We start from the raw sequence: 25,462 nt of genomic DNA, 5'->3' as shown, positions 1-25,462 counted from the left end.
TCAAATTGTGATTCATAAGTTACTGCAAATTCAATTTATTCTTTGAAGGATGTTATCACTATTTCAACGAATTTAAAACTTCCTTTGCAAGGCTGACAACTTTTATATCCTTCTCAATATTTATCATTTTTTCAACGCTTGGCGACATTTCGTTCCAACCGTACTTTTTCAACGCAGTGAGTACATTATATTTAAGGCCACGGATCTCCTGTACAGTTAATCTTTTGCCTAAAGACTCATCATTTAGCATTAAAATCTCATTGATCGTATTTTTCGCTTCATCGTTCTTATACGCGATTAATGCTGTAGCTGCGGCATATCTAACAGTAAAACCGAGCTCACTTTTAAGCTGATCAACAAATAAATTTTCTGTATCTTTCACTTCGTGAGTAGCAAGAGTCAGTATCGTCACCTGAGTTAGCGCCGCATCATCTCTTCCTAGAAAAGACTTTACGAGATCCCAGTTAAACAAAATCCCCTTAGGCATTTTTGACAGTGCCACCATTGCATGAAAATTAATTTCAGGATGATTTTTATCTTTTAAGGCACTTTCAAGTACAGGAAGGCCTCCTTCATTACCAAGGGCCCCAATTGCCACAACAACAAAGTCACGAGTTCTTGGATCAACACTAGTTCGATAAACATCTTTTAGATTTTCTACAACCCATGGAATATCTTCTTCTTCAATTGCTCCAGCAGAAATAACTTTTGAAAGCTCTAATGCTGCAATCCACTTATTACCAAAGGTTTTCGACTTCATCTCATGGACAAGATCTTTATAAGAGTGATCATTTGAAAGCATCTTAGTCACACCAAAAATAATTAATGCTCCAACTAATACGATTGCAATAGGCACCATTAAAGAGCCCATTACCGGATTACTTTCAAGAAGTTTTTTATCTAGTTTATTACTTTGATTTTTCTCGCTCACGAAGAAATTGCCTTATAGTAAATGTTTTATTAAATATGAAATAAGAATTAGCAAATTAGAGTATAGTTGACAATTATAAAAGGTGAAATTATGGCCTATCTATTAAGAGCACTGATCGTTATCATGGTTGCCGCAATCGGCCTAACTACTTGCGTAGCACTAGGATTTATTGATGTGGGTATCAGTCACATAAAGTTGGCCATTCCAGCCTACCTTTATACAATCTTCGCACAAGCATTCGTAATGTTCTATTTTATTGGTGTTTCGAGACTTGTTAATAATATCAATCTGATTATTACAAGTGAAAAAAATCTCCATGAGCTATTTGATGACGCACCGGCAGACCTAACTCCATATAAAGATAAAGTTAAACGCTATGTTCATAAGGCCGACCTGGCCAAGAGACAAACTATTCCTTGGACAATGCTCATGATCATTCTAGGAATGATTGCATTTTTCCTAGGTGGTGCCCATGACACGAATATGGTGGAAAAAACAACTCACTCAGGTGTTGCGTATGGGTTTATTGCCTCAATGCTAATTGGGTTTGTTAGGCAATGGCACTTCCTTGGTCAGACTCACCAACTACTTCGTGAAGTAAAGACGCTATTTAGTATTCCAGATGGTCAGATGTAGCAGCCTTCGCGACAGCTTTCCCTATCGTCGGCCATTCAGACGAACCGTCGTGCATAAATGCACTCCTCTCGAATAAGATTTTTAGCTAAAGATTAGTGGGCTAGCAGTCAGCTTCGGCTCCTGCCTCTCGCTGACATACAAGTCATCGTGACCATAACCGCAAACAATAGATTGGCCTTAGCCAATCAATTTTGCGGGTGCTTAAATAGTCTTAAGCCAAATAAAGACCTTATTTTTACCAGGTGGATTACGACGTGTTCTTGTACGAGATTCATAAATAACAACAGCATCATCACCTTTAACTTGTGCCATGAAATCTTTTAAGTGAGATCTGGGAACATAGAGGTTGTAATAAAAACCACCAGGAACAGCGAGGCCAGGCTTTACGTTATCGACTTGTGTAACTTTATATAGATCTAAAAGTCTTGATAATCTTCGACGAGTTTCATCAGTATCAGCAGAGTTCATCATCACTCGGTAAACTTTTGTATTACCGTAGCGAGAATCACGATAACCACCACCTTTAATATCTTCTTCAAAAGACGACTGCTCGCGATCAGCAGACGAGATATCTCTTGGAAGTGTATCAATTGATGTTAGAACAACTTCTGATTCAACTTCATCACGTTCTTCGTCTTCTAATGTTTCACCAAGAAAGTTTTCTGAATCATCAACATTTTCAATATCTTTAATATCTAATTCAAATTGTGCAATCTGTTCTTGATCAGCGATTGTTTCTTCTGTGAATTTTAAACCTTCATTTTCCCAACGAAACTGTGGTTCATATACACTAATTTTATCCGCTAGATAACTTTCATAAGTTTTATTCGCATACTCAATGGCCCAAACAAGAAAAATAGCAATACCGACAAAGGCAAATATCTGTGCCATAGTTTGAATTTTTGAACTTAAGTTATCTCTTAACTTAATACGTGAAAGATTGAAGTTTCTAACTTTGAAGTCTTTTTCCATCTTTCTAACAAAGTATACCCACTCTTGATAAAGAGTTACCTCCATTGATGTTAGAATCTCATGGTTATGACTTCCTGAAAAAGTGAGATCCACACCGAGATCATCGACTAACTTCTGAACTGTTGTAGATTTATTGCTTGAAAGGATATCGTTAATTGTAAAGTTACGGTTTATATACTCTTCATGTTCAGGAAAAACTTCAACAAAGAAGCTTCTTAAAAGAATTGCAATATCTCTTTCATTTTGGTGAAGGTTTTGTGCAAGCTCTTCAATTGTAATTCCACGTGAAATAAAAACATAGCAATTAAACTTATCTCTAAGCCAAATAAACCATGATTCTAGAGGTCCTACATTTATATTTTCGATTAAATAAGTGAAGCGCTTAGAGATTTGAAATAATGTTAAGTCCTCATCAAAGAAAGCCTGCCAAAATCTTTCAAAATCCTCACGGTACTTACCTTGCCACGTTACATTTTGAATATCGAGACAAAGCCAGTCACGAAAAGCTACATAATCATTATGAAAGAATTTTAATTCTTCACTTACCTTATTCATCTATACTCTTTTGATAAGGATACCAATTCCTTGGCCACCACCAATACATGCACTTGCAATACCGTACTCTTTATTTTCAGTTTTTAATTGATGTGCAAGTGTTGTTGTAATTCTAGTTCCAGAAGCAGCAAGAGGATGTCCTAGTGCAATTGCTCCCCCCCAGATATTTACTTTACTCACATCTAATGAAAGTTCTTTTAAACAAGCTAATGTTTGTGCAGCAAAAGCTTCATTAATTTCAAATAGATCAATCTGAGATTGTTCCATTTTATTATTTTCTAAGATTTGATTAATTGCTGGAGCTGGGCCAATTCCCATAATTGTCGGATCAACTCCAACGACTGCACCATCAATAATTTCTGCAATAGGTTTTAAACCATGCTCTTTTACAAAGTCTTCACTAGCAACTAAGGCCACAGCAGCACCATCGACAATTCCGGATGCAGAACCAGCAGTAACTAGGCCATCTTTTACAAAAGTTGAACGCAGTTTATTCATATCGGCCAAAGACGCATCAGCTCTTAGGTGTTCATCTTTTGAAACACTTCCCTTTCTGATCTCTACTTCACATATTTCTTTTTGTAAGTGTCCATCGTTATAGGCATCAGCTGCTCTTTGGTGAGAAAGTAGTGAGAATTCATCACAATCAGCTCTAGATACTTCATATTTACCACCAAGGTTTTCTGCCGTTATCCCCATTGGACAACCAGCATGTTGGTCAGTTAGAGCATCGAGCAGCATATCCACATTCTTAAGTGATCCGTATTTCGTACCAAAACGTGCACCATATGTTAGATGAGGAACCATCGACATATTCTCAGTTCCACCGGCCAGTACACATTTAGCTTCATCTAATTTAATTAACCTAGTCGCATCTAAAATTGCCTGAATACCCGAGCCACATAGTCGGTTAATAGTAATTCCAGGAGTCTTTTCATCACATCCTGCCTTTAGGGCCAAATGTCTTCCACCATACATAGTATCAGTTGACGAAGGGACGACATTACCGAGAATTACCTGATCAATCAGCTCGGCCTTAAGGCCAACTTCGCTAAGTAGTGAATTTGTGGCAGACACTGCTAAGTCCACAGGCTTAATATCTTTTAATGAGCCACCAAATTTACCAAATGGTGTTCGTTTTCCCTCTATTAAAAATACACGACGGCCTTTATTTAAGGACATATTTGCCTCCATTCACTTACGGTTAAATCCTTTATAAAATATATTAGGACGCTTTTAGGTCCTAGTCAAAGAAGAGTATATTATGTCTACAGAAATTAACCGTCAGCAGCTCGAAAGATTCAAGCAACGAGAATACAAGAGACACGCCCATCAATTAAAGAAGGCGAAGATCGAGAATAATCGTGAATATGAAAAAACTGAGAAAAAGCATCTTTCAGACATTAAAAGACTTAATAAACACTATGAAACTGAGATCAGTAGTCTTGAAAATAAGACAGAACTTAAATTAAAACAAATTAGAGACAAGCAATCTGAACTTGTTAAAGAAGAAAAAGAGCGCATGGAGCTTGAGCTTAATAATATGAAAAAGTCCCATGAAGCAAGGGTTGCAGAATTAAAAGAGACCCATGACAATCAGATTTCGCAAATGACAGAGTCTCACCGCGATACACTTGAACAAGCTCGCGAAAAATACATGAAAGAAAAAATGAAATGGGAAGAGGCTTAATCTCCCAAAGGAAACTAAATGGAAGCTAGCAAAGAAAATGGTGGAGTATTCATTAACGGTAAAGCTCAAATTATTGAAATGCTCAAATTTATGGGAGCAGAAGAAAGGGCAACGTTACTTAAAAATATCCAGATGAGAAACCCTACGCTGGCCAAAGAGCTATATGCTGAAAGTATCACATTCAATACTATTTACTCATTGGATGATATTGATTTAGCACAAGTTCTAAAGTTTATTAAGGCCCCAATTCTAGGTGTTGCACTTAAAGAGTGTGAAAAAACATTTCAGAAGAAAATTCTTACACTTCTTCCAAGAGAAAGTGCTGAAGAGGCATACTCTTACCTTGTAAAGAATCTTGGTGGAAACGAAACAAGAGATATTCAAAGGGCCAGAAAAAGAGTTACTGATACAATTGTTGCTCTTAATAACCGTGGAAGACTTAGCCTATAAATCACACTTATAATTAATTTTTCGATCATCAATACGGGGACAATTTTTAAGGTTGTCCTCGAATTTCTCTCTTAATTCACTTGTATTTAATTGTAGCTCCAACAACTCGATTTGAAGAAAAATTCCATCTTCACTAAGTTGCTCTAAACATTTTGCCTTAACAGAATACTCACAATCAGCAGGGTTTACTTTGGCCAGGGTTTCAAGTGCTTTTTTAAGACGATTCGAGTCCCCTGCTTTCTCTTTTATCCAAGTGTCGATATCGTCACGGATACCATTACTATTTTGATCAACACCACCTTGCCAATTAGTCTCTTCTTGCTGACAGCCTAAAAGAAAGACGAATAAAATTCCAATTATAAACTTATGCATTCATTAACTTCCTAAACTTGGCCTCTGCTTCATCATCAAACGAAAAATCACTACTTTTAGCAGTATCAAAAATCTTATGTTCAGCAAGAATATTTACAGCGCTATCTAAACGATCAATAGTCGTATTAATAATTTTCTTAAGCCATAACTCATTATTATCGATAATTTTTGCAACCTCACTAATCGGAATAGGCATAAGTTCTACCTGACCAACAGTAAAGGCTGACTCATCATATACACCGCGATTTATTCCACCTGAAACTCCAAGAAAGTCACCATTTTTATGAATTCCAGTTGGAACAAGACGTCCGTTATGATCTTTTACAGTGACAACTGTACCAGACTTCACAAGAACAATATAATCCGCTTTTTGTCCTTCTTTAAAAATCAAAGACTCGGCCTCTAAAGTTGATAATTCATACGAGGTAAGTTTCATCTATTGCTCCAGAAATGGCCGTTCCATAACGTAGGCCGTAAGTTGAAAATTTTATTTCCTTTGGATTGATCTTATTTAAGATTGTTTGAGAACAGATCGCTCCAGATTGAATTGTCTTAGACCTTTTTCCTAAGAAAGAAAACTGCTTTCCTAGTGCCTTTGCATCAACCAGTTGTATACGATCCACACTCTCATTAAAGTCAGCAAGTGCTAGTGAGAAATTATTAATTGCATCGTTTGAAAATTTATTGGCCCCAGAAAACATAAGAGCTAAGCTAGTTAATGTCCCAGCTACTCCAATAACATCGTAACCACTATAATCTTCAACATTATATTTTTCGAAAATAGCATCAAGGTTCTTTTTAAGTTCCCCGTCTTTGATCCAATCATCAACTCGTACTGATCCAATTGGCAGTGAAACTGTTTTTAATATTTCAAAAGGTTTTGGCTTAATAAGTATTAACTCACTTGAAGCTCCACCGACATCTAAGATAAGTTGTACCTTCGATTTTGATTTCATCATTTCATTTATTCCAAATGCAGTGTAATAAGCCTCACCTTCACCAGAAATAATTTGAATCTCTAAATCTAATTCTCTTTTTACTCTTGAGAAAAATTCTTGCGCATTTTTGGCAACTCGAGAGGCCTCTGTTGCAGTAACGATTATTTTTTCGCAACCAAGAGACTTACATTTATCTTTATATTCACTTAAGGCACGGAATGTATCTTCCATAGATTTATCTTGGAACACACCATTTTTATCCAGTCCTCTACCAAGTGCCGTAATAGTTGAAACTTCTTCAACGACTTCTTTCGTCTTTGTATTTAAAACTAATAGAAGAGTTGAATTTGAACCAATATCAATTGATCCAATTAGATCTTTACTCATTGAAATAAACCTTTAAATAATTCTTTTACTTTCTTTTTGTTCTTTTTAAGAATCTTATCTGATTCTTTCTTTAATAAATTCTTACCTGCATATTCAGCAAGCTTCTTTACTGTATATTCGTAATCATTTCTTAATTGGTAACCAACTCCCTCTAAACGAAAAGGAATACTAGATGTACCATAATCTCTTTCAAGATCATGTTTTAAATCTGGTTTATTAATAACAACTTCTCCAAGTAGTTCACCAGTCGTTTTAAAGTCTATCTTTCCTTTACCTCTTAGAACGTAAAGGCCATCATCTACAATCACTCGATATTCTTGAATTTGATGAAGACGATCGTCAAAACGTCCTTTAAATGATATCTCATTTATTTTCCCATCAATTTGGAAATCATTCTTTGCTATTTTTTCAACTTTTGAAAATAAACTGGTTAAGACCTTTGTCAGATTTATTTTATTAAGTTTTGCCTCTTTAACTCTTAAATTAACATTAAAGTCGTATTCTTGGTCCTTAGTCTTTCCATCAATAGCACCGCTTGCACTTCCTTCTATTGAATCAATTATATTTTCAGGGATAAAGAGTGCTGCACTTGAAATATCAACGTTCTTAAATGAGCTTTTGACTTGTGAAGTTTTTGAATTCTCTTTTATTTGAGAATCATAACTCAGCATCAAGGGAGCAATTCCAAGTTTTAACTTATTAGATCTGATCTTTAATTGTTTCCTATTAACACTAAGAGAAATTTGCCCATTTATAGGTGACTCTCCTAAGATTACATTTGAGAATCGAACTTTGGACTTTAGTGGAAATTGAGTAAAAATTTCTCCTTCAGTATTGGATAGTGACTTTTTACTACTTGTCTCACCACTCTCATCTTTATCTGTCTCGGAGCTTTTCTTTTCTTCCTCTCTTGGCGTGCTTTGTATCTGTGTAGGAATAACAACATCTTTTAAATGAACGTTTACAATAGATGTTTTTAAATAATCAAAACGATCAACTCCAAGTACATATGGTGTTGACTGGCCTATTTTTGCACTTCCCTCTAAAGCTTTGACCTCAATTGCAGAACGAATCTGCTTATTATTAAGATTATTTTTTACATCTAATTTCAAAGGGATATTATATGCAACGACATTTCCATTTATTGAAGTTGTAATATTTGGATTGAGCTTATTATTTTGACTGCTTAATTTTCCTTCAACCTTAAGTCTTCCATCATTAATTAAAATGTCGAGAGTCGTTAAATCGATAAAGTAAGAGATAAAGTTTTTTAAATCTGTATCGAGATTTAGATTATGTAAAAATAGTCTTCCATTTTTTAAGTCATAATCAAGTTTAGATTTCATAAATTGCTGCTCTTCAAGCGCAACAGCTAATTCCGATGATAACTGCTTATCTTTTAGGCCACCATTAATCGTTAAAAGTATTTTATTTAAAGGCTTAATAAATAGATTCGACTTTATATTTGTAATCGAGGCTTCGGCATTAAAGTCTAATTTCTTTTCTGTAAGCCACTTATCAAGCTTCGACTCCCCTAAGATTGCCAGATTAAAAGACATTGCATTTTGCTTATCTTTTAAAAGGTCGAAACGAGACTTGAGCTCGAACGTTGTTGTCGTATTTAGACCGACATCTCTAAGGGCAAAACGATTAATAATAACTTCACCGTGATCACCATCTCTAAGAGCATAGTTTGCCTTAATATCATTGATATTTAAGTTGATACTTGCATTTGCAAAGAAGCCTAATGCTCCAAACGAGTCATTACTATCCTTACTTTCTTCTTTTGATGAAGCTTTGTTGCTTGCTTTATCTTCTGTTCCAAATTTAACAACTTCTTTCTTCTCTAAGGAGTTTTCCCAATTGGAGCCCTTTTTAAATTCAATATAGCTGACTTCTGGTTTGTTGATGTTAATGGAAATCGTTCCATAACCTAAAAGCATCGTCCAAAAAGGAACTTCAACTTGTAGATTATCAAATGAACTTAAAGGAAGCTTTCTTCCAGCATGAGGGTAAAGTATTTCTACTTTTCTAATATTTACCTTAGAAGTTACTCCTAGCGAGTAATCAAGAGATTGCGTAAAAACTTGTGCATTAGGAAGGGCCTTTTGTAATTGTTCAGTAAAGACTTGCCTAATAGCATCTGGTTTCAAATTCCTCTTTGCCACAAAGAGAATAATCGCTGCAAATAATACAGCGGCTCCTAAAAATAAAAAAATTATTTTTAATGGTGACTTAGTTTTCACATACCCTCCAATGGTATTTAGATTAAAGTCAACGGTGCGAACTTTGCCATAAACTTCTTCTGTGCACCATCATTAAACTTAATTGTTACTTTTTCATCCCCACTTGGCCCAATACAATCTAAAACAGTACCTTCACCATAGAGAGAGTGAACAATTTTTGATCCTTTTGGATAAGTGGCCTTCTTTTCTCGCATTTTTTTTGATGCCGATGAATCCACACGATAAACCGGCTCATCATCATAAACTGGATCACATAGATCATCCCAATCATCTTTTTCATTGGCCTGGGTTCCACCACCAATTTTTCTCCAAGTATAGTATTTGTTCGGGATCTCTTGGATAAAGCGACTAAAACCATTAAACCTTAGCTGACCAAAAAGCATTCGCCCTTGAGCAAATGTAATATACAAATGTTTCATGGCACGAGTCATGGCAACATAGAAAAGTCTACGCTCTTCTTCAATTGCAGCCTCTCCATTTTCCATTGATTGATAACTAGGAAATACAGTCTCTTCGACTCCTGTAACAAATACGTATTCAAACTCAAGACCTTTGGCCCCGTGAATAGTCATTAAAGAAACTTCCCCCTGATTCTCCTCTTCTTTTCCAACAACAGAGTTATCTAGAGTAATCGTTTCAAGAAAAGTACCAAAGCGACTTTCTGGGTTCTGGTCTTCAAATTGAGTAAAAGCACTACCTAGTTCTTCAAGGTTCTCCATTCTCGCCTGAGACTCATAATCCTTTGATGCTCTTAGCATCTCCCAATATCCCGACTCGTAGAGAAGTTTTTCATATACTGTTTCAAGTGGTTCACCTTGATCATGAGCTATCTTAGCTTCAGTAATTAGGTGAACAAATTGTGACATTGAGGACTTAACACGAGATGATAGACGAATATGTTTAAAATCTTCAGGGTTATCAACAATTCTATTAACAACTTCCCAAAGAGAGCTATCTGTCTTGATTGCTTCTTCTTCTATTTTCCTTAAGGTTGTTGCACCAATACCACGTGTTGGTACGTTTATAATACGACTTAAAGCAAGCGAGTCCTTATCATTAACAAGTAGCCTAATATAAGCAATAAGATCCTTAATCTCTTTTCTTTCATAGAATTTGATTCCACCAACAACTCGGTAAGGAATATTAGATTTTCTTAAAGCATCTTCAATCTGGCGAGACTGAGAATTAGTACGATAAAAAACAGACATTTCATCATAACTAGCTCCATGCTCATTATGAAGATTAATGATTTCTTCTGAAACAAAGTCTGCTTCTTCACGATCACTAGAACATTCAATTATGTCGATAGAGTCTCCTTCCGGATTATCTGTCCACATACTCTTTCCCTTACGCTGGGTATTTCGGGAAATAACTGCTCCAGCTGCTTCAATAATATTCTTTGAAGAACGATAGTTTTGTTCAAGCTTTAGAATTTGAGCATCGCTATAGACTTCTTCAAAATCTAAAATATTTCTAATATCTGCTCCACGCCAAGAGTAGATCGATTGATCCTCATCTCCAACGACACAAATATTTCGCCTTTTCTTTGCAAGCTTTGTCACAAGATCAAATTGCGCACGGTTTGTATCCTGATACTCGTCCACTAAGATATAACGAAAACGATCCTGATAGCGCTCAAGAACTTCAGGAAATTTTTCAAAAAGTTGAATAACTCCACCAATTAAACCTCCAAAGTCAGTCGCATTGGCCTTATGAAGCTCTTTCTCATAATCAAGATACATGTCATAGAAGATGTCATCATCTTCAACTTCATAATCTTTATCTGAAATATCTCTATCTGGATAATGACCGTGATTTTTCAAGTCCTCAATGAAGTACATTACTTCAAATGGAGATGTTTCCTTTTGAGAGATACCACGGCGATTTAAAATTGCTTTAACCACACTCTTTTGTTCGGCCGTATCGTAAATTGTAAAATTACGACTTAGCCCTAAGTAATTGGCCTCTGCTCTTAGAAGTCTTGCACAAAAAGAGTGAAATGTTGTTACTTGAAGTGCCCCAACATCACAACTAACATCGCGGCCGACACGGTCACGCATTTCCTTTGCTGCTTTATTTGAGAAAGTTAAGGCCAATAATTGAAAGGGAGAAATATTCTTCTCTTCTAAAAGATACGCTATCTTCGTTACTAGAGTTCTCGTCTTTCCAGACCCTGCACCAGCAAGGATCATCATTGGGCCATCAATCTCTTTAACAGCTTGTCGTTGTTGAATATTGAGGTGATCTAACTTCATTCAAATTCCTATTTCGTCTTACTCAACTGTAACTGACTTCGCCAGGTTTCTTGGCTTATCAATATCTGTACCTAAATTTTTAGCAATGTAATAAGCTAACAGTTGGTTTACAACATTTACATATAAAGGAGCTAGGTCTCCTAGTCCTTCAAAATCTAATTCAATATAATGGTCTGATACTTCTTTAAGCTCGTAACGATTCTTAGGACCAATTGAAACGATAAGCCCCTTACGTGCTTTAATCTCTTGAATATTTGAAACCGTTTTTTCAAATAATTCTTCACCCACGAGAGCAACATTTACTTTCTCTTCATCAATAAGAGCGATTGGCCCATGTTTTAACTCACCAGAGGCATAGCCTTCAGCGTGAACATAAGCAATCTCTTTAAGCTTAAGTGCCCCTTCCATAGCGATTGGAAAATATGCTCCACGACCAGTATAGAAAAATCCCTTATGCTTATAGATTGCATCCGCAACGTCTTTAATTGGTTTTGTGTTATCAAGTAATTGCTCAACTCTCTCAGCTAATAAGCTGTATCGAGAAGCTAAAGTATTTCTTAGTTCATCATCAATTCCACCATGCGCTAGAACTTCAGAAAGAGTTTTTCCTGTAAGGACTTGTTGAGTGAATGCTTTTGTTGAAGCAACACCAATTTCAACACCTGCGCGAATCATAAGATTTACATCACAATCACGATATAGAGTTGAACCTTCTGTATTAACAATAGAAAGTGACTTAAGGCCCTTCTCCTTACACATTGATTGGGCAGCAAGAGTATCTGCCGTCTCCCCTGATTGAGAGATAAACATCGCTAACTCTTCTTTATCTAGTATTGGATTTCGGTAACGAAACTCACTAGCAATATCAGCAAAGCAGCGAACGCGGTTTTTTGATTCAATATAGTCTTTAATTACTAGGCCTGCATAAAAGGCCGTACCACAGGCAGAGATATTAACTGCTTTCATAGGAAGCTTTGTTGCTTCTTCTAAACTTTCTTTCCCTTCACCTTGAAAATAATATTGAGTAAGTGAGCGGATTAGTTCAGGCTGTTCATAGATTTCCTTAAGCATATAATGCTCAAAGTCACCTTTAGAAGCTGGATCATGATCAATCGTTTGCTCTTTAGACATATAGCGATGACATTTTTCACCACTAAGCTCATAGAAGTTTAGTAGTTGATTATTTTTAACACTTAAATGACAAAGAACACCGTCTTCTGGAAAATAGATACGTGTTGCCATACCAGCAAGAGCATAAGGGTCACTTGAAACAAAAACTTCTGAGTTTACTTCATTACTCCCACATACCAGTGGTGCACCTTTTTTAATTGCAAAGATCTCATCTGTTTCGCGGTTTAAAACAACAAATGCAGAGAAGCCTTCAATTCTTTCAAATGATTTTACAATCGCCTCGCGAATCGGAGTTCCCTGACGTTTATGATAAATAAGAAGTCCTAAAAATGTTTCAGAGTCAGTTTCAGATTCAAAATAGATTCCTTGACCTTTAAGTTCTTCACGAATTTCAGATGCATTTTCAATGATTCCATTGTGAACCATAGCAATACCATCTTTCGTTGAAACGTGAGGGTGAGCATTGTAATCGGTTACTCCACCATGAGTGGCCCAACGTGTATGACCAATGCAAGATCTGGCATGGATATCCTTACCTTCAAGCTCTGCTTCAAGATTTTGAATTTTTCCTTCTTTCTTATAAACGAGTAGTTCATTATTTTGGTTAATAAAACTAACTCCAGCCGAGTCATACCCGCGATATTCTAGTCTTCTAAGTCCTTCTAGAACAACGTCAACTGAATTTGATGGCCCTAAATGCCCAACAATTCCGCACATAGTCACTTCCTTATATGTTTAAAACAATACTAATTAGGAAAAGATACCATTTTGCAGGCGAAATTAAAATTTTTGGATGACTTATTTATCTGTTTTTTTCTTAATGAAACGCTTTGCCATGCCTTCTTTCGTCTCTTGACGCCCTCTAGCAATAGCAAAAGATCCATCAGGCATACTTTTATTGATCGTTGAGCCTGACGCAACATAGCACTCTTTCCCAATTTCAATAGGAGCAATCATTTGTGTATCAGAGCCGATGAATGAACCATCACCGATTATTGTCTTATTCTTATTGGCCCCATCATAATTACAAGTAATGAATCCGCAGCCAATATTTACACCATCACCAATTTCAGCATCTCCGACATAACTTAGATGAGACACAGCGGACTTCTTACCAATATTTGACTTCTTTACTTCAACAAAGTTTCCAAGCTTTGCCCCTTCACCAATATTACTTCCAGGTCTAAGTTGTGCCATTGGTCCTATTGAAGCACCTTTTGAGACCTTTGAGTCAGTAATATATGAATTGGCCTTAATAATGGCACCGTCTTCAATAATTGAATTCTTTATTGTCACGCCTTGTTCGATAATAACATTCTTACCGATTACTGTTTTGTCATCGATAAAAGCATTTTGAAATAGATGTGTTCCTTGACCAATATTTTTTGAATAACAATATGTATGAGAAGGATCTGTAAAGCGCACTCCTGCTTCTAGCATTAAGTAGCGAGCAATTGAGCGTCTTAAATAAATATCCGCTTGAGAAAGTTGAATGAGGTTATTTACTCCTAGAAACTCACGGGGCTCTTCAAATAATAAAGGTGTAACATTTGCTTCCGGAGAAAATGTATCAGTTAAATAGAATTCACCTGATTTATTATCATCAGATAAATTAAAAATATGATCCATTAAATAAAGTGTTTTAAAGATATAAAGACCAGAGTTAACTTCATCAATTTGTCTTTGATCATCATTTGCATCTTTTTCTTCGACAATTTGAAAACCTGTTCCCTTGCGAATGATTCGGCCATAGCCAGTTGGGTTATCTGCCGTAAATGTTGCACATACTGCATTTGAGCCTTTTTCAATTTCTTCAATTAATGAACTAACTGTTTCTTTTGTGATTAAAGGAGTATCTGCACAAGTTACAATTGTATAATCATAACCTCGAGAGTTTTCAAAGTCCTTCAAGTAAGTCTGTACAGCATGGCCAGTACCTAATTGTTCCTTCTGATATACATAGTTAATATTTTCAAATTTCTTATTAACATGTTCTTCAACAAGTTCACGTTGATGGCCCGTTACTAATGTGATGTCACCAAAGTCTTTAAATGTATCGATTACATAATCGACTAATGTGTTTTCGTGAAGTGGCGCTAGTGGTTTTGGGATGTCCATCTTAAGTCTCGTTCCCTTACCTGCAGCAAGAACAACAATTGCAACTTTTTTTGATGAATTATCTGACATATTTAATCTCCTAATAACCGACTATAACGGTCCACTTACTCTTTATGGAATTACAACACATTAACTAAATCATAGCAAAAAAATCAGTTAAAAAACTCAAAAAAATCACGCATTTTCGCTCTTTTTATTAAAGAGTTTTTTTTATTGCCCGATGTTATTTAAGAACATATTGCCTATATTGCGCCGACCTGTTGGAGGAAAGATTTATGGTTACAAATTACGAGGGTGAGAACATTGAGTTTAAGGAAGAATTGGCCCTCTTACCAATCCGAGACTTAGTTATTTATCCATTTATGATTTTACCTCTATTTGTTGGTAGAGAAGCATCAATCAAAGCTATTGACCATGCTATTAATCATTCAGATAGATTAATATTATTATCAAGCCAAAAAGACATCGTTGCAGAACATCCAGCCCCTGAAGAAATTTATGAGCTAGGAACAGTTGCCATGATCATGAGAATGAGAAAGCTGCCTGATGGACGTATTAAAATTTTAGTACAAGGTCTATCTAAAGCGAGAATTACTTCTTTTGAACAACAGTCTCCTTTCTATGTTACAAAAGTTGAGAAAGTTGAAGATGTTATCGCTGATAATGCAAATATTGCAACAACTGCTCTTATGAGAACAATTAAAGAGCAGCTTGAGAAAGTTATCCAACTTGGAAAAGTTCTTTCTCCAGATATTCTAATGGTACTAGAAGATATTACAGATCCTTCTAGACTTGCAGACCTTATTGCATCAAATCTAAACCTCCATGTTTCAGAAGCTCAAACAATTCTCGAAACACTAGATCCAGTTGATCGCCTACATGCAATCAACGATATTCTAAATCGTGAATTAGAGATTCTAATGATGCAACAAAAAATGAAGAACAATACTTCATCTGAATCAACAAACCAAAGAGATGTTTTCCTTAAAGAACAGATCAAGGCAATAAAGTCAGAACTTGGTGATGGGCAATCACAAGAACAAGATGAATTCGCAGAGTTTAAAAGAAGAATTGATGAAGCGGGTATGCCAGAAGATGTCTTAAAAGAAACAATGAAGCAATTCACTAGACTCGAAAAGATGCACCCAGATTCATCAGAAGCTAGCATCATGAGAAATTATATTGAGTGGATGTGTGATCTTCCATGGAATAAAAAGTCGCAAGAGCACATTGATCTTAATGCAGCTCTGGATATTCTAGACGAAGACCACTTTGAGCTTACTAAGATTAAAGAAAGAATTCTTGAGCACCTAGCAGTTAGACAACTTAAAGGTGATGATATGAAAGGGCCAATCCTATGTTTCCAAGGTCCTCCTGGTGTTGGTAAAACATCACTTGGGAAGTCAATTGCTCGTGCAACAGGAAGAGAGTTTGTTAGAATTTCTCTTGGTGGTGTAAAAGATGAAGCTGAAATCAGAGGTCATAGAAGAACTTACGTTGGAGCAATGCCAGGTCGTTTTATTCAAGCGATGAAGCAAGCAAAAACTAATAACCCTGTCGTTCTACTTGATGAAATTGATAAATTATCAGGTGACTACAAAGGTGATCCTTCAGCAGCACTTCTTGAAGTACTTGATCCTGAACAAAATGTTGAGTTTAGAGATCATTACTTAAATGTACCATTTGATCTTTCAAATTGTATGTTTATTGCTACTTCAAATATGCTTGAAAATATTCCTGGTCCACTTAGAGATCGTATGGAAGTTATTAACCTTTCAGGTTATACAAGAGAAGAAAAAGTTGAAATTTCTAAGAGGTACATCATCCCTAAGCAAATGGATGAGAACGGTATTAACGATGAGCACGTTGTCTTTACTGATGAAGGTGTAGAAAGTGTAATTGAGCACTATACTTCAGAAGCAGGTCTACGTAATCTTGAAAGAAGAATCGGAACTCTTTGTCGAAAAGTTGCAATGAGAATTGCAAAAGGCGAAATGGCAAAAACACATATCGTAAAAGATACTGTTGTTAAATACCTAGGTCCACCTATCTTTGTAAAAGAAGATCATAAAGAAGATGATGAAGTTGGTGTATCAACAGGACTAGCTTGGACATCTCATGGTGGTGAAGTTCTCTACATTGAGACAACTAAGATGAAAGGACAAGGTCTTACTCTTACAGGTCAACTTGGTGACGTAATGAAAGAGTCAGCAAAAACGGCAATTAACTACATCCGTTCTCGTGCACTTTATATGGGAATTGATGAGGATATTTTTGAAAACCATGAATTTCATGTTCACTTACCAGCTGGTGCAACTCCAAAAGATGGACCAAGTGCCGGTATCACACTAGCAACAGCACTTGTATCTAATTGCACAGGTGTTCCAGTAAGTCGTGATGTAGCAATGACTGGTGAGATTACTCTTACAGGAAAAGTTCTTCCAATTGGTGGCCTAAAAGAAAAGGCCCTAGCTGCTCTTAGAATGGGGATTTCTACAGTAGTTATTCCATGGGGTAATAAAAAGGACTTAGTAGATATTCCAGAGAACCTAAGAGAGAAAATCAACTTTGTACCTGTTAAAACTATTGATGAAGTACTCGATATAGCTCTTGTTGGATGGCATGAGTACAAAAAAGAGGTTCATCAAAAAACAGAGAAAAAACATCAAGAAAAAACAATGGCCTCAGAGGCTGCATAGAAAAGAGGGCCTTACTGGCCCTCTTTTTTTTTAAGTAAGTATCACTTAAAATGAGAGATGTATGGAAAAAACAGATCTAAAAATAATGATTGTGGATGACTCAGAGATGGCAAGAACATCAACAAAAGATATTCTTGAGCAAGAAGGTTATGAGGTCGTTGCCACTGTAGGAAATGCTCAAGAGGCCCTTAAACTGTCTTTTGAATTAAATCCAAACCTCTTCATAATTGATGTCGTTATGCCGCAAGTAAGTGGACTTGAATTGGCAGAGTCAATCGTTAATAACTTTATGGATGCTAAGGTAATTATGATGTCCTCTCTTGATATTGAAACTGTATGTATCGACTCAATATCAACTGGTGCACAAGACTTCTTAGTAAAACCTTTTAAAAAGGAAGATTTACTGAAGTCTGTTGAAAAAATGATGCACGATATGATCCAAGAACAAGCGAGCTAGAAGATGATTCGTTTTGCAATTTATTTTACAGTGAGTTTTTTAATATTGGCCTTTCCTGTAAGTCAGAAGAAAACAGTCTTTGAATCAATCAATAAGCCGCTGCGCCCTTATACAGAAAAGGTTTATTCTACGATTTCTTTTTATTTAAATACAAGCCTATCAGAAGGCAAAGAAATGACAGTTAAGTTATTTAATAACACTGCTAAGAAAGTTGATTATGTAAAAAGAGAATCTTCAGGTGTGACAAAGGAACAAATAAAGAGAGCTGAGGACCTCGACGCTCTTGATGAGTATCAACATGGTGAATACACTGTTGAAGAACGCGAGGCCCTTTTAAAAGTATTACGAGATAATTAAGCTTACTGACTAGTTGCTGAAGAGTTATCACTCTCAATAACACTACCAGCAGATTTCGCAATTAACTCATCTACTTCTTTCATTTTTTGCTTTAAATCTAACCCTCTAGTTAAACAAATTGAATCATCAAAAGTTTCTGTTGGTGTCTCACGTGGTGCAGACAGAACATAACTTGTTAATAGTGATAAAATTGATACTAAAAATAGCTTTTTCATAATACTTCTCCTTTGCTAGTCTCTAATATTAATGCATAACATGTGCCAACTTAAGAGATAGTAATATTAGATACTTACAGACGTAAAAGCGTAAAAAAGATAGACATATTTTCATAGGTGTTCATCTTTTAAACAACTCATAAGTCTCTAGTTTTTAAGTACTTTCAATATCTTCCCAGAATCTGTGGTGAGGTAGATTTCTCCCGCTGGAGAGACCCTTATTTGCCTCATTCTCTCGTCTAAGTCCTCTAGATAGACTTCTTGCCTAACCACTTTATCACCCTCTAAAACAAGCCTTCTGAGGTGTTCGCTACCGAGGGCCGCAAGTAAGACATTTCCTTTCCAATCTTTATATTTCTTACCGTTATATATGGTCATACCAGAAGGAGAAATACTTGGTGTCCAATAGACTATTGGTTGCTCCATACCGGCCTTTTTTTCCTCTCCTATACTAGGTCCCCAGTATTCTTTACCGTAGGTAATGATTGGCCATCCATAATTGAGCCCAGGCTTGATTAGGTTTAACTCATCTCCACCACGAGGACCAAATTCACAGCTAAAAATTCTCTTATTAGCATCCATAAAGATCCCTTGAGGATTGCGATGCCCATAGCTCCAAATCTCTTTTAATGCGCCCTTTGTTTTTTCAAAAGGATTTCCTTTAGCAGGACTTCCGTCGAGATTTAACCTAAGGATCTTACCGTTGTGATAATTAAGTTTTTGAGCATAATCCCTTTCACCTCGATCACCAACAGTCATAAATAAATAGTTATCTTTGAACTGTAAACGTGAACCAAAATGTCTTGAAGTATCACTATATACCTTAGTTTCAAGTAGTACTTCTGGGCGAGATAAACTCTTATCCTTGTACTGCGCTCTAGCAAGAATCGTCGCAACCGTTTTACCGACCTTTCCAGAATAGGTGTAATAAGCATAAGTTTTTTCACCGATATTCTTAATGACGATATCAAGCATACCACCTTGCCCTGAAGCAACTACCTTAGGTGCTGTTAAAGACTTCGTCTCTTTAGTAAGAAAGTTGTGATATTTAATCTTACCTTCTCTTTCGGTGAAAAGAATTTCATTTTCATTAATGAATGTGAGACCCCAAATGATTTCATTGGTTTTAAAAACTTCTTTTGCTTTAACATTGGATTTAGCAAAGGAGTAGAACGGATTTAATAAAGTGATAAAAATAAGGAATGCTAGATTTTTCATAAGAAAATTCTAGCATGCGATTTCCAATAAATAAGTAAAATAAATTTAACTGATTAAGTTCATCAACTTTCTAATAAATGATTCTTTCTTACTATATGGTGGATAGCGTAAGTCATTTTCTAAGAAAAAGGCCCTATTCATAACAGACTTGCGATGAGAGAAGAGTTCAAAAGAGTGCTCCCCATGGTAAGCTCCCATTCCTGACTCACCAACACCTCCAAATGGAAGTTGGTCATTTGACAGATGAATGATCGTATCATTAATTACCATACCACCACTGCTAATTTCATTGATGACACGATTCTTTTCACTTGTTTTATCAAGAAATGCATAACATGCAAGAGGCTTATCATGTCTTTTTACGTAAGCGATTGCTTCATCAAGATTATCGATATTCACAAGAGGAAGGATTGGTCCAAAAATTTCATCCTGCATAATTTCACTTGATTCATTTGCTTTTAAGAATGTCGGTGAAATATATAAATCGCTCTTATCAACATCTCCACCAATAAGTACGTCATCTTTTTTAACAAGAGCATTTAAACGATCAAAATGTCTTTCATTGATGATGCGTCCATAGTCAGGACTATTCTTAACATTGTCGCCGTAGAATTGGACTAGGTACTTCTTTGCTGAATTAATAAATTCGTCTTGATCCTCTTTGCGTAAAAGAACATAGTCAGGAGCAACACAAGTTTGACCTGCATTGAAGAACTTACCCCAAACAATTCTCTTGGCCGCTAAATCAAGATTCTTAGTTCCAACAATTGCTGGAGACTTACCGCCGAGTTCTAGTGTTAGCGGTGTTAAATTCTTAGCCGCTGCGGCCATGATAATACGACCGACATGGCCATTTCCTGTATAGAAAATATAATCAAATTTTAAATTTAATAACTCAGTCGTTTCATCAACACCGCCTTCGACAACAGCAGCGATCTCGCTATCAAGGGCACTTGATATGAGTTCATTTAAGATGCTAGAAGTATTGGGGGCAACCTCAGAAGGCTTTAGAATAACTTTATTACCGGCTGCAATTGCTCCAATCAGAGGAACGATGGCCAATTGAAATGGATAATTCCACGGAGCGATAACTAGAACCTGCCCATAGGGCTCAAAATGAATACGACTTTTAGCAGGCATAAAAGGTAACGGTGAGCAAACCCTACGTGGCTTCATCCACTTTTTTAGCTTCTTCTTTACAGTTTTAATTTCGTGTAAACAAAAATCGATCTCAGACAAAAAAGACTCAAATCGAGGCTTTCTCAGATCAGCTTTTAATGCATCTACGATTCTCGGCTCTAAGTCCTTTATCCTCTCTTCTAAGGCTTCTAAGACTGATATGCGATCATTATAACTAAGTTCTTTTCGCCCTTTCTGAGCTGTGTATATCGTTGCTATATTATTGTCCATGGGCCAAGTATACTAAAAAAGCCTAGTTCGTGACTAGGCTTTTTATAAGGAGTGTGGGTAAATTTTTGAGTTTGGTTTTGTTGTGCTTCTTACTGTCCTGTTGCAGAAGATGAAGATGAAGAAGTCGAGCCTGAAGCTGCTGGAGCTGCACTCTCAACGCTTGCAACGCTATCGCTACTTGCATACATTTCATCACAATTCGTTTCAGTCTCAGACAGAGCTAATACGTTTGTGGCACTTAAAACTAATAAAAATACTAATGTTAACTTTTTCATAATTCCCCCATTATGGTTGTGTGTTTCTATGTCTTATATAGAGCAAGGGTGATGCCAAAAACACATATGTAATTTTAAGTACTTACGCAAGGAAGTTTTGATATATTTTGTACACTGATCATAAATTAGACATCAATTTGACTATATGGCACCTAACGCATTGATTTTAGTTTTGAGATTAATCTCTTGGATTGCGCCTTATAATTGAGTGATGGCAATGGCCCATAAAGCTCTTCTTCAAGGCTAGCTCTAATGGCCCTAAGAATCTTATCAATATATTCCCTCTTTTGATGTGAATTAGTTGGCCACAGATTTGAGCCAATATATTGTCGAACTAAATAGAGCTTAGCATGTGGGCTTTGTTCATTTTCTTTTGAGAGCTCTACATCCACTTGATTAAAAGATCTCGCAACTACCACTTCTTTTTCTAATTTTGAATACTTTGGATGATCGACGATTTTCACAAGAAAGTCTTTATCATTATAATTATATACAGTAATGACATCGGCCAAGAGCTCCTGGTATGGTAGCATTAAGTTAAAAAATCGCTCATAATTCTCATTATTCCTCTTACTTTTTAATTCTTTTATTTTCTTTGCTGTTGTAAGAAGTTCATTTTGCAATGAAATTCGCTCACTAACACTTGTCTTAGGTTCTTTAATTAATAAGCGTATTCCAAAAGCACGTATTTTAAGCTTTGAAATTTTCTTTTGTAATTGAAAAAGATTATTAAATGAAGGTAGTTCTTGGGCGAGAAAACTTGATAAAATTGCATGCCCATACTCATGAGCAACAATCCCTACTGTCGCTTCATTACTGACGAAATGATAGTCTCCAGCTTTATTTTGGCGAATAAATTGTTGTGGAATCTCAAGGTTTGAGCCCAAATCAAAAGAAGCACTAAAAGAACGATCACTTAAAATAATATTGACCACTGCATCCACAGAATTAAAGTCATTTATATCTCTTAAAGTGCCAATGACATCTTGGTAGAACTCACAGTTCAACTTGCCAATATTTGAAATAAATACTTTCTCTTCAACATATAAACTATCACTATCACGGCATTCAATTTTTTCAAGAGCATATAATTGCGTACTTAGTAGAGAGATAAGTATAATGATAAGTTTATTTTTCATTATATATACTTAACATGCTTAGAAAGGCTATTTTTAAATACTATATAATATATACGATATCGAAATACGTTTATAATTTAGTCAGCTATTTCTTGTCGACAAAACAAGTCTTTAGCAAAAAAAAGGCCCTCTAGTAAAGAGGGCCCATTCATTATAATAGATTTTAACAACTTCTTTTACTGACCATCACCTTTCGCAGATGTATCTGTTTGAGAACTTTCTCCAGACTCAGAGTCAAGAGTTAAGCAGTTATCACCACTTTCACACTTAGCCTCGTTATTATTTGCATCACAAGGAGTTGAACTTTCTGACATTTCTGCTTGTACAGAAAGGGTACCCATAAGAAATAAAACCATTAATAACTTTTTCATATATTCCCTCCAATTACATATTTAAGTTAACACCAGCAGGCTTAACAATTGCTAAAAGTGATTGGAAGGCCCTTGTTACTTGTAAGGCCATCTTATGTCCTGCTTTAGACTCTACTTTTAAAATTTCGCCGTAGTTATCATATTTAACATTGATCTTACCAATTTTATTCATAGTAATCTCAACTGGCTTACCTTGAGCATTGTATTGGAATTCAAGTGCTCTTTTCTTCTTTGTTTTCTTATTGTAGTCCATCATCTTAGAGATACGACCTTTTGAATCATAAAGAAGAACAACTGACATACCTTTTGAGTTGTTAGCTTTCTTTAGGTTACCTTTCTTATCATAATCAAATTCAGTCCAACCTCTTGAATTAACAACTTTTGTAATCTTCTTAAACTTCTTGTGGTAATCAAGTTCTACAAAGTCACCTCTTGAAGAGCTCTTTTTAACAAGTAGTCCATCTTTGTTATATTCAAAGTTTGTAACATGCTTTCCTCTTTTAATTTGCTTTGGAAGAGAACAACATTCTGTATAAATTGTTTCAGTCTTAAGTCCATTAATTACAGTAAGAATACGGTAAGTGTAATGAGACCCGTCTGGTTTTTTCTTAATTTCATACTCATAACGGTTTACAACTTCTTTCTTAGTTGGTGACTTCTTTGCAACTAAAGTCCAGTAATGGAAATCTGGATTCTTTGGATTACTTTCATATGAATACTTAACAACCTCACCACTTCTTTTTGTAAGTTCTTTTACAAATTGTGTTTTCTTTTCATAATCAATTTTTTGGAAAGTACCATCTTTATATGTAATCTTCGTCATGTTGTGATTAGCATCGTAATCATATTTAAAGTTGTTTCCAGAAACATCTTTTGCTTCTTTTAAGTTATAAGCTGAATCATAAGTATAAACAGTTTTCTTTCCTGCACCTGATTCAACAGACTTTACAAGTCCATTCGGGTACCACTTAAAGAAAATTTGCTTTGCCATTGAATCTTTAATTGATTGAAGAGTTCCAGCTTTTGAATAATCAAGTCTTACAACATAACCATTCTTATCTTTAACTTCGATAAGCTTACCATCTTCATTGAAATGGTTCTCTTTACCATCATTATACTTTCTAATATAACCCTTTCTAGTTTTCACAACCTTTTGAAGACCGCGAACATTCGAGTAAAGTTCTGTTCCTACAGCAAGGTTTGAAGAAACATTGAATTTCTTAGCATACGCTTGTCTTAATTCAGCATCATTTGTTAGCTTCTTAACAAGAGTACTTGCAACTGTAGTTGAAAGGGATGTTTTCTTTCTCATCACATCCACAATCTTTTGTGCTGCTGCCTTAGGATCAACGGCCTGTCTTGGTGTGAAGCGTGTTTTTGCACCTGACCCATTTTCATGAATCGTTACTGACCCATCTGCCGAAACAACTAAATGTGTTTCATAGTCAGAACCCCAACCATAACCAAACCATCCCTTTCCAGGAGATTTTGAATTATAAGTTCTTTCAATAACGAGATCGTTCCCACCACCAGGCACAATAATGTCCGTGTACGTGATGTAGAAGTTTCCGTTCTTCAAGTTCACACCAGCAATCGATGCCAGCGAAAACAAACATAGTACTAATAACTTTAAACTGATTCTCATGACGTATTTCCTTTTTGGTTTTAAAGAATCCTAAATTCTCTCCCTAGATATATCGGTATCCAATAACCAAAACTTAAACATATATTAACTTTATTCCTTGATTTTTACGATTTGGAGGATAATGTAGGTCCCAATACCGTCTAAAATACATGCGACTACAAATAAGACAATCCCTATTGGTGTCGAAAACATCTTCGGTAATAGACTTGGGTCATTTGATGAGAAAATAGCTAGAATGACAAAGGGCATGGCCGCAATAGTCAGTCCTTGGAACTTTCCCTGGGCCGTAGCAGTATCAATTTTCTGCTTTAAACGAATCCTTTCACGAATAACAGAGACGATAGTGTCAAAAACTTCGGCAAGATTACCACCTGTTTCGCGTAAAATATTAACACTTGAAACGAACATATCATTGTCTTGTGTTGGTACTCTAGCTGCCAAGTTTTCGAAGCACTCCTCTAAAGTTACCCCTACTCGGTTCTGTTGAAGGATAACACCGAACTCTTGAGAAATAGGTGGTGGCATCTCATCCACAACCATTCCTAAGGCCTGTGGAACAGATAAACCGGCCCTAAGACCATTTGATAAAAGAGTTAGGCCATCGACCATTTGATTTTGGTAATCTGTAACTCTCTTATTGACCATATAGTCAACAATTGGCTTTGGTGCCTTAAATCCGATAAAACCGAGGATTAAACCTACAAATGCACCGATTCCCCATTTTCCAAAAACACCAAAAATAAGTAATGTCAGTGTTCCAAGTCCAAAAGATAAGGCCAAAAGAGCATATGTGACATGCTCAGGTTTTACATCAATAAAGAGTAATTCAAACTTTTCTAAAATATATGTACGCGTTCCGAAAGTCTGCTTCTCGATGAGGTCAAAGATCCCAACTGAATAGCGGTAACAAAATAGAAAGAAGATAAGACCTATGAAGGCTATCATTCCATTTCGACCTAATAATTCAATAAAGAAACTCATTGTTTATACCTCTA

The 25,462-nt window shown here is 35.9% G+C and carries 24 protein-coding genes; 6 read left to right on the top strand and 18 right to left on the bottom strand.

The features are described 5' to 3' along the window. Window positions 1-58: 58 nt before the first annotated feature. A complete protein-coding gene (locus tag BALOs_RS01110) occupies window positions 59-931 on the bottom strand; it encodes a HEAT repeat domain-containing protein (protein WP_120404071.1) in 873 nt (290 codons plus the stop codon). Between the two features lie 90 nt (window positions 932-1,021). On the opposite strand from BALOs_RS01110, the gene BALOs_RS01105 reads away from it, so the two are divergent. Further along, entirely contained in the window at window positions 1,022-1,567 is a 546-nt protein-coding gene (locus BALOs_RS01105) for a hypothetical protein (RefSeq protein ID WP_120404070.1), read from the top strand. Between the two features lie 201 nt (window positions 1,568-1,768). On the opposite strand, the gene BALOs_RS01100 is transcribed toward BALOs_RS01105, so the two are convergent. Next, on the bottom strand, window positions 1,769-3,094 hold the full coding sequence (locus tag BALOs_RS01100) for a hypothetical protein (RefSeq protein ID WP_114706202.1): 1,326 nt from the start codon (window positions 3,092-3,094) through the stop codon (window positions 1,769-1,771). Further along, window positions 3,095-4,276 carry a thiolase family protein gene (locus BALOs_RS01095; RefSeq protein ID WP_120404069.1) on the bottom strand — a complete coding sequence of 394 codons (1,182 nt, stop codon included), beginning with the start codon at window positions 4,274-4,276 and terminating at the stop codon, window positions 3,095-3,097. It abuts the gene before it with no gap. 82 nt (window positions 4,277-4,358) lie between these two features. On the opposite strand from BALOs_RS01095, the gene BALOs_RS01090 reads away from it, so the two are divergent. Beyond that, on the top strand, window positions 4,359-4,784 hold the full coding sequence (locus BALOs_RS01090) for a hypothetical protein (protein WP_120404068.1): 426 nt from the start codon (window positions 4,359-4,361) through the stop codon (window positions 4,782-4,784). A gap of 18 nt (window positions 4,785-4,802) precedes the next feature. Beyond that, a complete protein-coding gene (locus BALOs_RS01085; protein WP_114706199.1) occupies window positions 4,803-5,234 on the top strand; it encodes a FliG C-terminal domain-containing protein in 432 nt (143 codons plus the stop codon). Here the strand turns inward: BALOs_RS01085 and BALOs_RS01080 are convergent. From BALOs_RS01080 to glmU, 7 genes are all read right to left on the bottom strand, one after another. Further along, window positions 5,229-5,606 carry a hypothetical protein gene (locus BALOs_RS01080; RefSeq protein WP_114706198.1) on the bottom strand — a complete coding sequence of 126 codons (378 nt, stop codon included), beginning with the start codon at window positions 5,604-5,606 and terminating at the stop codon, window positions 5,229-5,231. The two genes, BALOs_RS01085 and BALOs_RS01080, sit on opposite strands and share 6 nt — an antisense overlap. After that, window positions 5,599-6,042, bottom strand: coding sequence for a Crp/Fnr family transcriptional regulator (locus BALOs_RS01075; RefSeq protein ID WP_114706197.1), 444 nt, complete (start codon window positions 6,040-6,042; stop codon window positions 5,599-5,601). Before BALOs_RS01075 ends, BALOs_RS01080 begins: the two co-directional genes overlap by 8 nt. Continuing rightward, window positions 6,023-6,931 carry a hypothetical protein gene (locus BALOs_RS01070; RefSeq protein WP_120404067.1) on the bottom strand — a complete coding sequence of 303 codons (909 nt, stop codon included), beginning with the start codon at window positions 6,929-6,931 and terminating at the stop codon, window positions 6,023-6,025. The genes BALOs_RS01075 and BALOs_RS01070 overlap by 20 nt, the downstream gene beginning before the upstream one ends. Next, on the bottom strand, window positions 6,928-9,177 hold the full coding sequence (locus tag BALOs_RS01065; protein ID WP_120404066.1) for a hypothetical protein: 2,250 nt from the start codon (window positions 9,175-9,177) through the stop codon (window positions 6,928-6,930). The genes BALOs_RS01070 and BALOs_RS01065 overlap by 4 nt, the downstream gene beginning before the upstream one ends. 17 nt (window positions 9,178-9,194) lie before the next feature. Beyond that, the gene (locus BALOs_RS01060; RefSeq protein WP_120404065.1) at window positions 9,195-11,432 is read right to left on the bottom strand and encodes an ATP-dependent helicase; all 2,238 of its coding nucleotides are present in this window, start codon (window positions 11,430-11,432) and stop codon (window positions 9,195-9,197) included. Window positions 11,433-11,450: 18 nt separating this feature from the next. Continuing rightward, window positions 11,451-13,280 carry a glutamine--fructose-6-phosphate transaminase (isomerizing) gene (gene glmS / locus BALOs_RS01055; protein ID WP_120404064.1) on the bottom strand — a complete coding sequence of 610 codons (1,830 nt, stop codon included), beginning with the start codon at window positions 13,278-13,280 and terminating at the stop codon, window positions 11,451-11,453. A gap of 81 nt (window positions 13,281-13,361) precedes the next feature. Next, window positions 13,362-14,750: a bifunctional UDP-N-acetylglucosamine diphosphorylase/glucosamine-1-phosphate N-acetyltransferase GlmU gene (gene glmU, locus BALOs_RS01050; RefSeq protein ID WP_120404063.1), complete on the bottom strand. Its 1,389-nt coding sequence runs from the start codon at window positions 14,748-14,750 to the stop codon at window positions 13,362-13,364. Window positions 14,751-14,956: 206 nt separating this feature from the next. On the opposite strand from glmU, the gene lon reads away from it, so the two are divergent. The 3 genes from lon to BALOs_RS01035 all read left to right on the top strand — a co-directional run bounded on the left by lon (window position 14,957) and on the right by BALOs_RS01035 (window position 18,194). After that, a complete protein-coding gene (gene lon / locus BALOs_RS01045; protein ID WP_114706191.1) occupies window positions 14,957-17,380 on the top strand; it encodes an endopeptidase La in 2,424 nt (807 codons plus the stop codon). Between the two features lie 61 nt (window positions 17,381-17,441). Continuing rightward, a complete protein-coding gene (locus tag BALOs_RS01040) occupies window positions 17,442-17,837 on the top strand; it encodes a response regulator (protein WP_114706190.1) in 396 nt (131 codons plus the stop codon). A gap of 30 nt (window positions 17,838-17,867) precedes the next feature. Beyond that, a complete protein-coding gene (locus tag BALOs_RS01035) occupies window positions 17,868-18,194 on the top strand; it encodes a hypothetical protein (protein WP_133296892.1) in 327 nt (108 codons plus the stop codon). 2 nt (window positions 18,195-18,196) lie between these two features. Here the strand turns inward: BALOs_RS01035 and BALOs_RS01030 are convergent, their stop codons facing one another. From BALOs_RS01030 to BALOs_RS00995, 8 genes are all read right to left on the bottom strand, one after another. Beyond that, the gene (locus tag BALOs_RS01030) at window positions 18,197-18,409 is read right to left on the bottom strand and encodes a hypothetical protein (RefSeq protein WP_114706188.1); all 213 of its coding nucleotides are present in this window, start codon (window positions 18,407-18,409) and stop codon (window positions 18,197-18,199) included. Between the two features lie 147 nt (window positions 18,410-18,556). Next, on the bottom strand, window positions 18,557-19,627 hold the full coding sequence (locus BALOs_RS01025) for a PQQ-dependent sugar dehydrogenase (protein WP_114706187.1): 1,071 nt from the start codon (window positions 19,625-19,627) through the stop codon (window positions 18,557-18,559). 45 nt (window positions 19,628-19,672) lie between these two features. Then, window positions 19,673-21,037, bottom strand: a complete 1,365-nt coding sequence (locus BALOs_RS01020) for an aldehyde dehydrogenase family protein (RefSeq protein WP_120404062.1) — start codon at window positions 21,035-21,037, stop codon at window positions 19,673-19,675. Between the two features lie 89 nt (window positions 21,038-21,126). Further along, entirely contained in the window at window positions 21,127-21,312 is a 186-nt protein-coding gene (locus BALOs_RS01015) for a hypothetical protein (RefSeq protein WP_114706185.1), read from the bottom strand. Window positions 21,313-21,464: 152 nt separating this feature from the next. Then, window positions 21,465-22,451 (bottom strand): hypothetical protein, encoded by a 987-nt coding sequence (locus tag BALOs_RS01010; RefSeq protein WP_120404061.1) that lies wholly within the window; start codon window positions 22,449-22,451, stop codon window positions 21,465-21,467. Between the two features lie 176 nt (window positions 22,452-22,627). Continuing rightward, a complete protein-coding gene (locus tag BALOs_RS01005) occupies window positions 22,628-22,822 on the bottom strand; it encodes a hypothetical protein (protein WP_114706183.1) in 195 nt (64 codons plus the stop codon). Between the two features lie 13 nt (window positions 22,823-22,835). Beyond that, on the bottom strand, window positions 22,836-24,467 hold the full coding sequence (locus BALOs_RS01000; RefSeq protein ID WP_114706182.1) for an RHS repeat domain-containing protein: 1,632 nt from the start codon (window positions 24,465-24,467) through the stop codon (window positions 22,836-22,838). A 90-nt stretch (window positions 24,468-24,557) separates the two neighbouring features. Then, on the bottom strand, window positions 24,558-25,448 hold the full coding sequence (locus BALOs_RS00995) for a type II secretion system F family protein (RefSeq protein WP_114706181.1): 891 nt from the start codon (window positions 25,446-25,448) through the stop codon (window positions 24,558-24,560). Window positions 25,449-25,462: the final 14 nt, after the last annotated feature.

It is taken from the genome of Halobacteriovorax sp. BALOs_7, from assembly GCF_003612895.1.
Lineage (GTDB): Bacteria > Bdellovibrionota > Bacteriovoracia > Bacteriovoracales > Bacteriovoracaceae > Halobacteriovorax_A > Halobacteriovorax_A vibrionivorans.
This window is presented reverse-complemented; position numbering and strand designations above follow the sequence as displayed.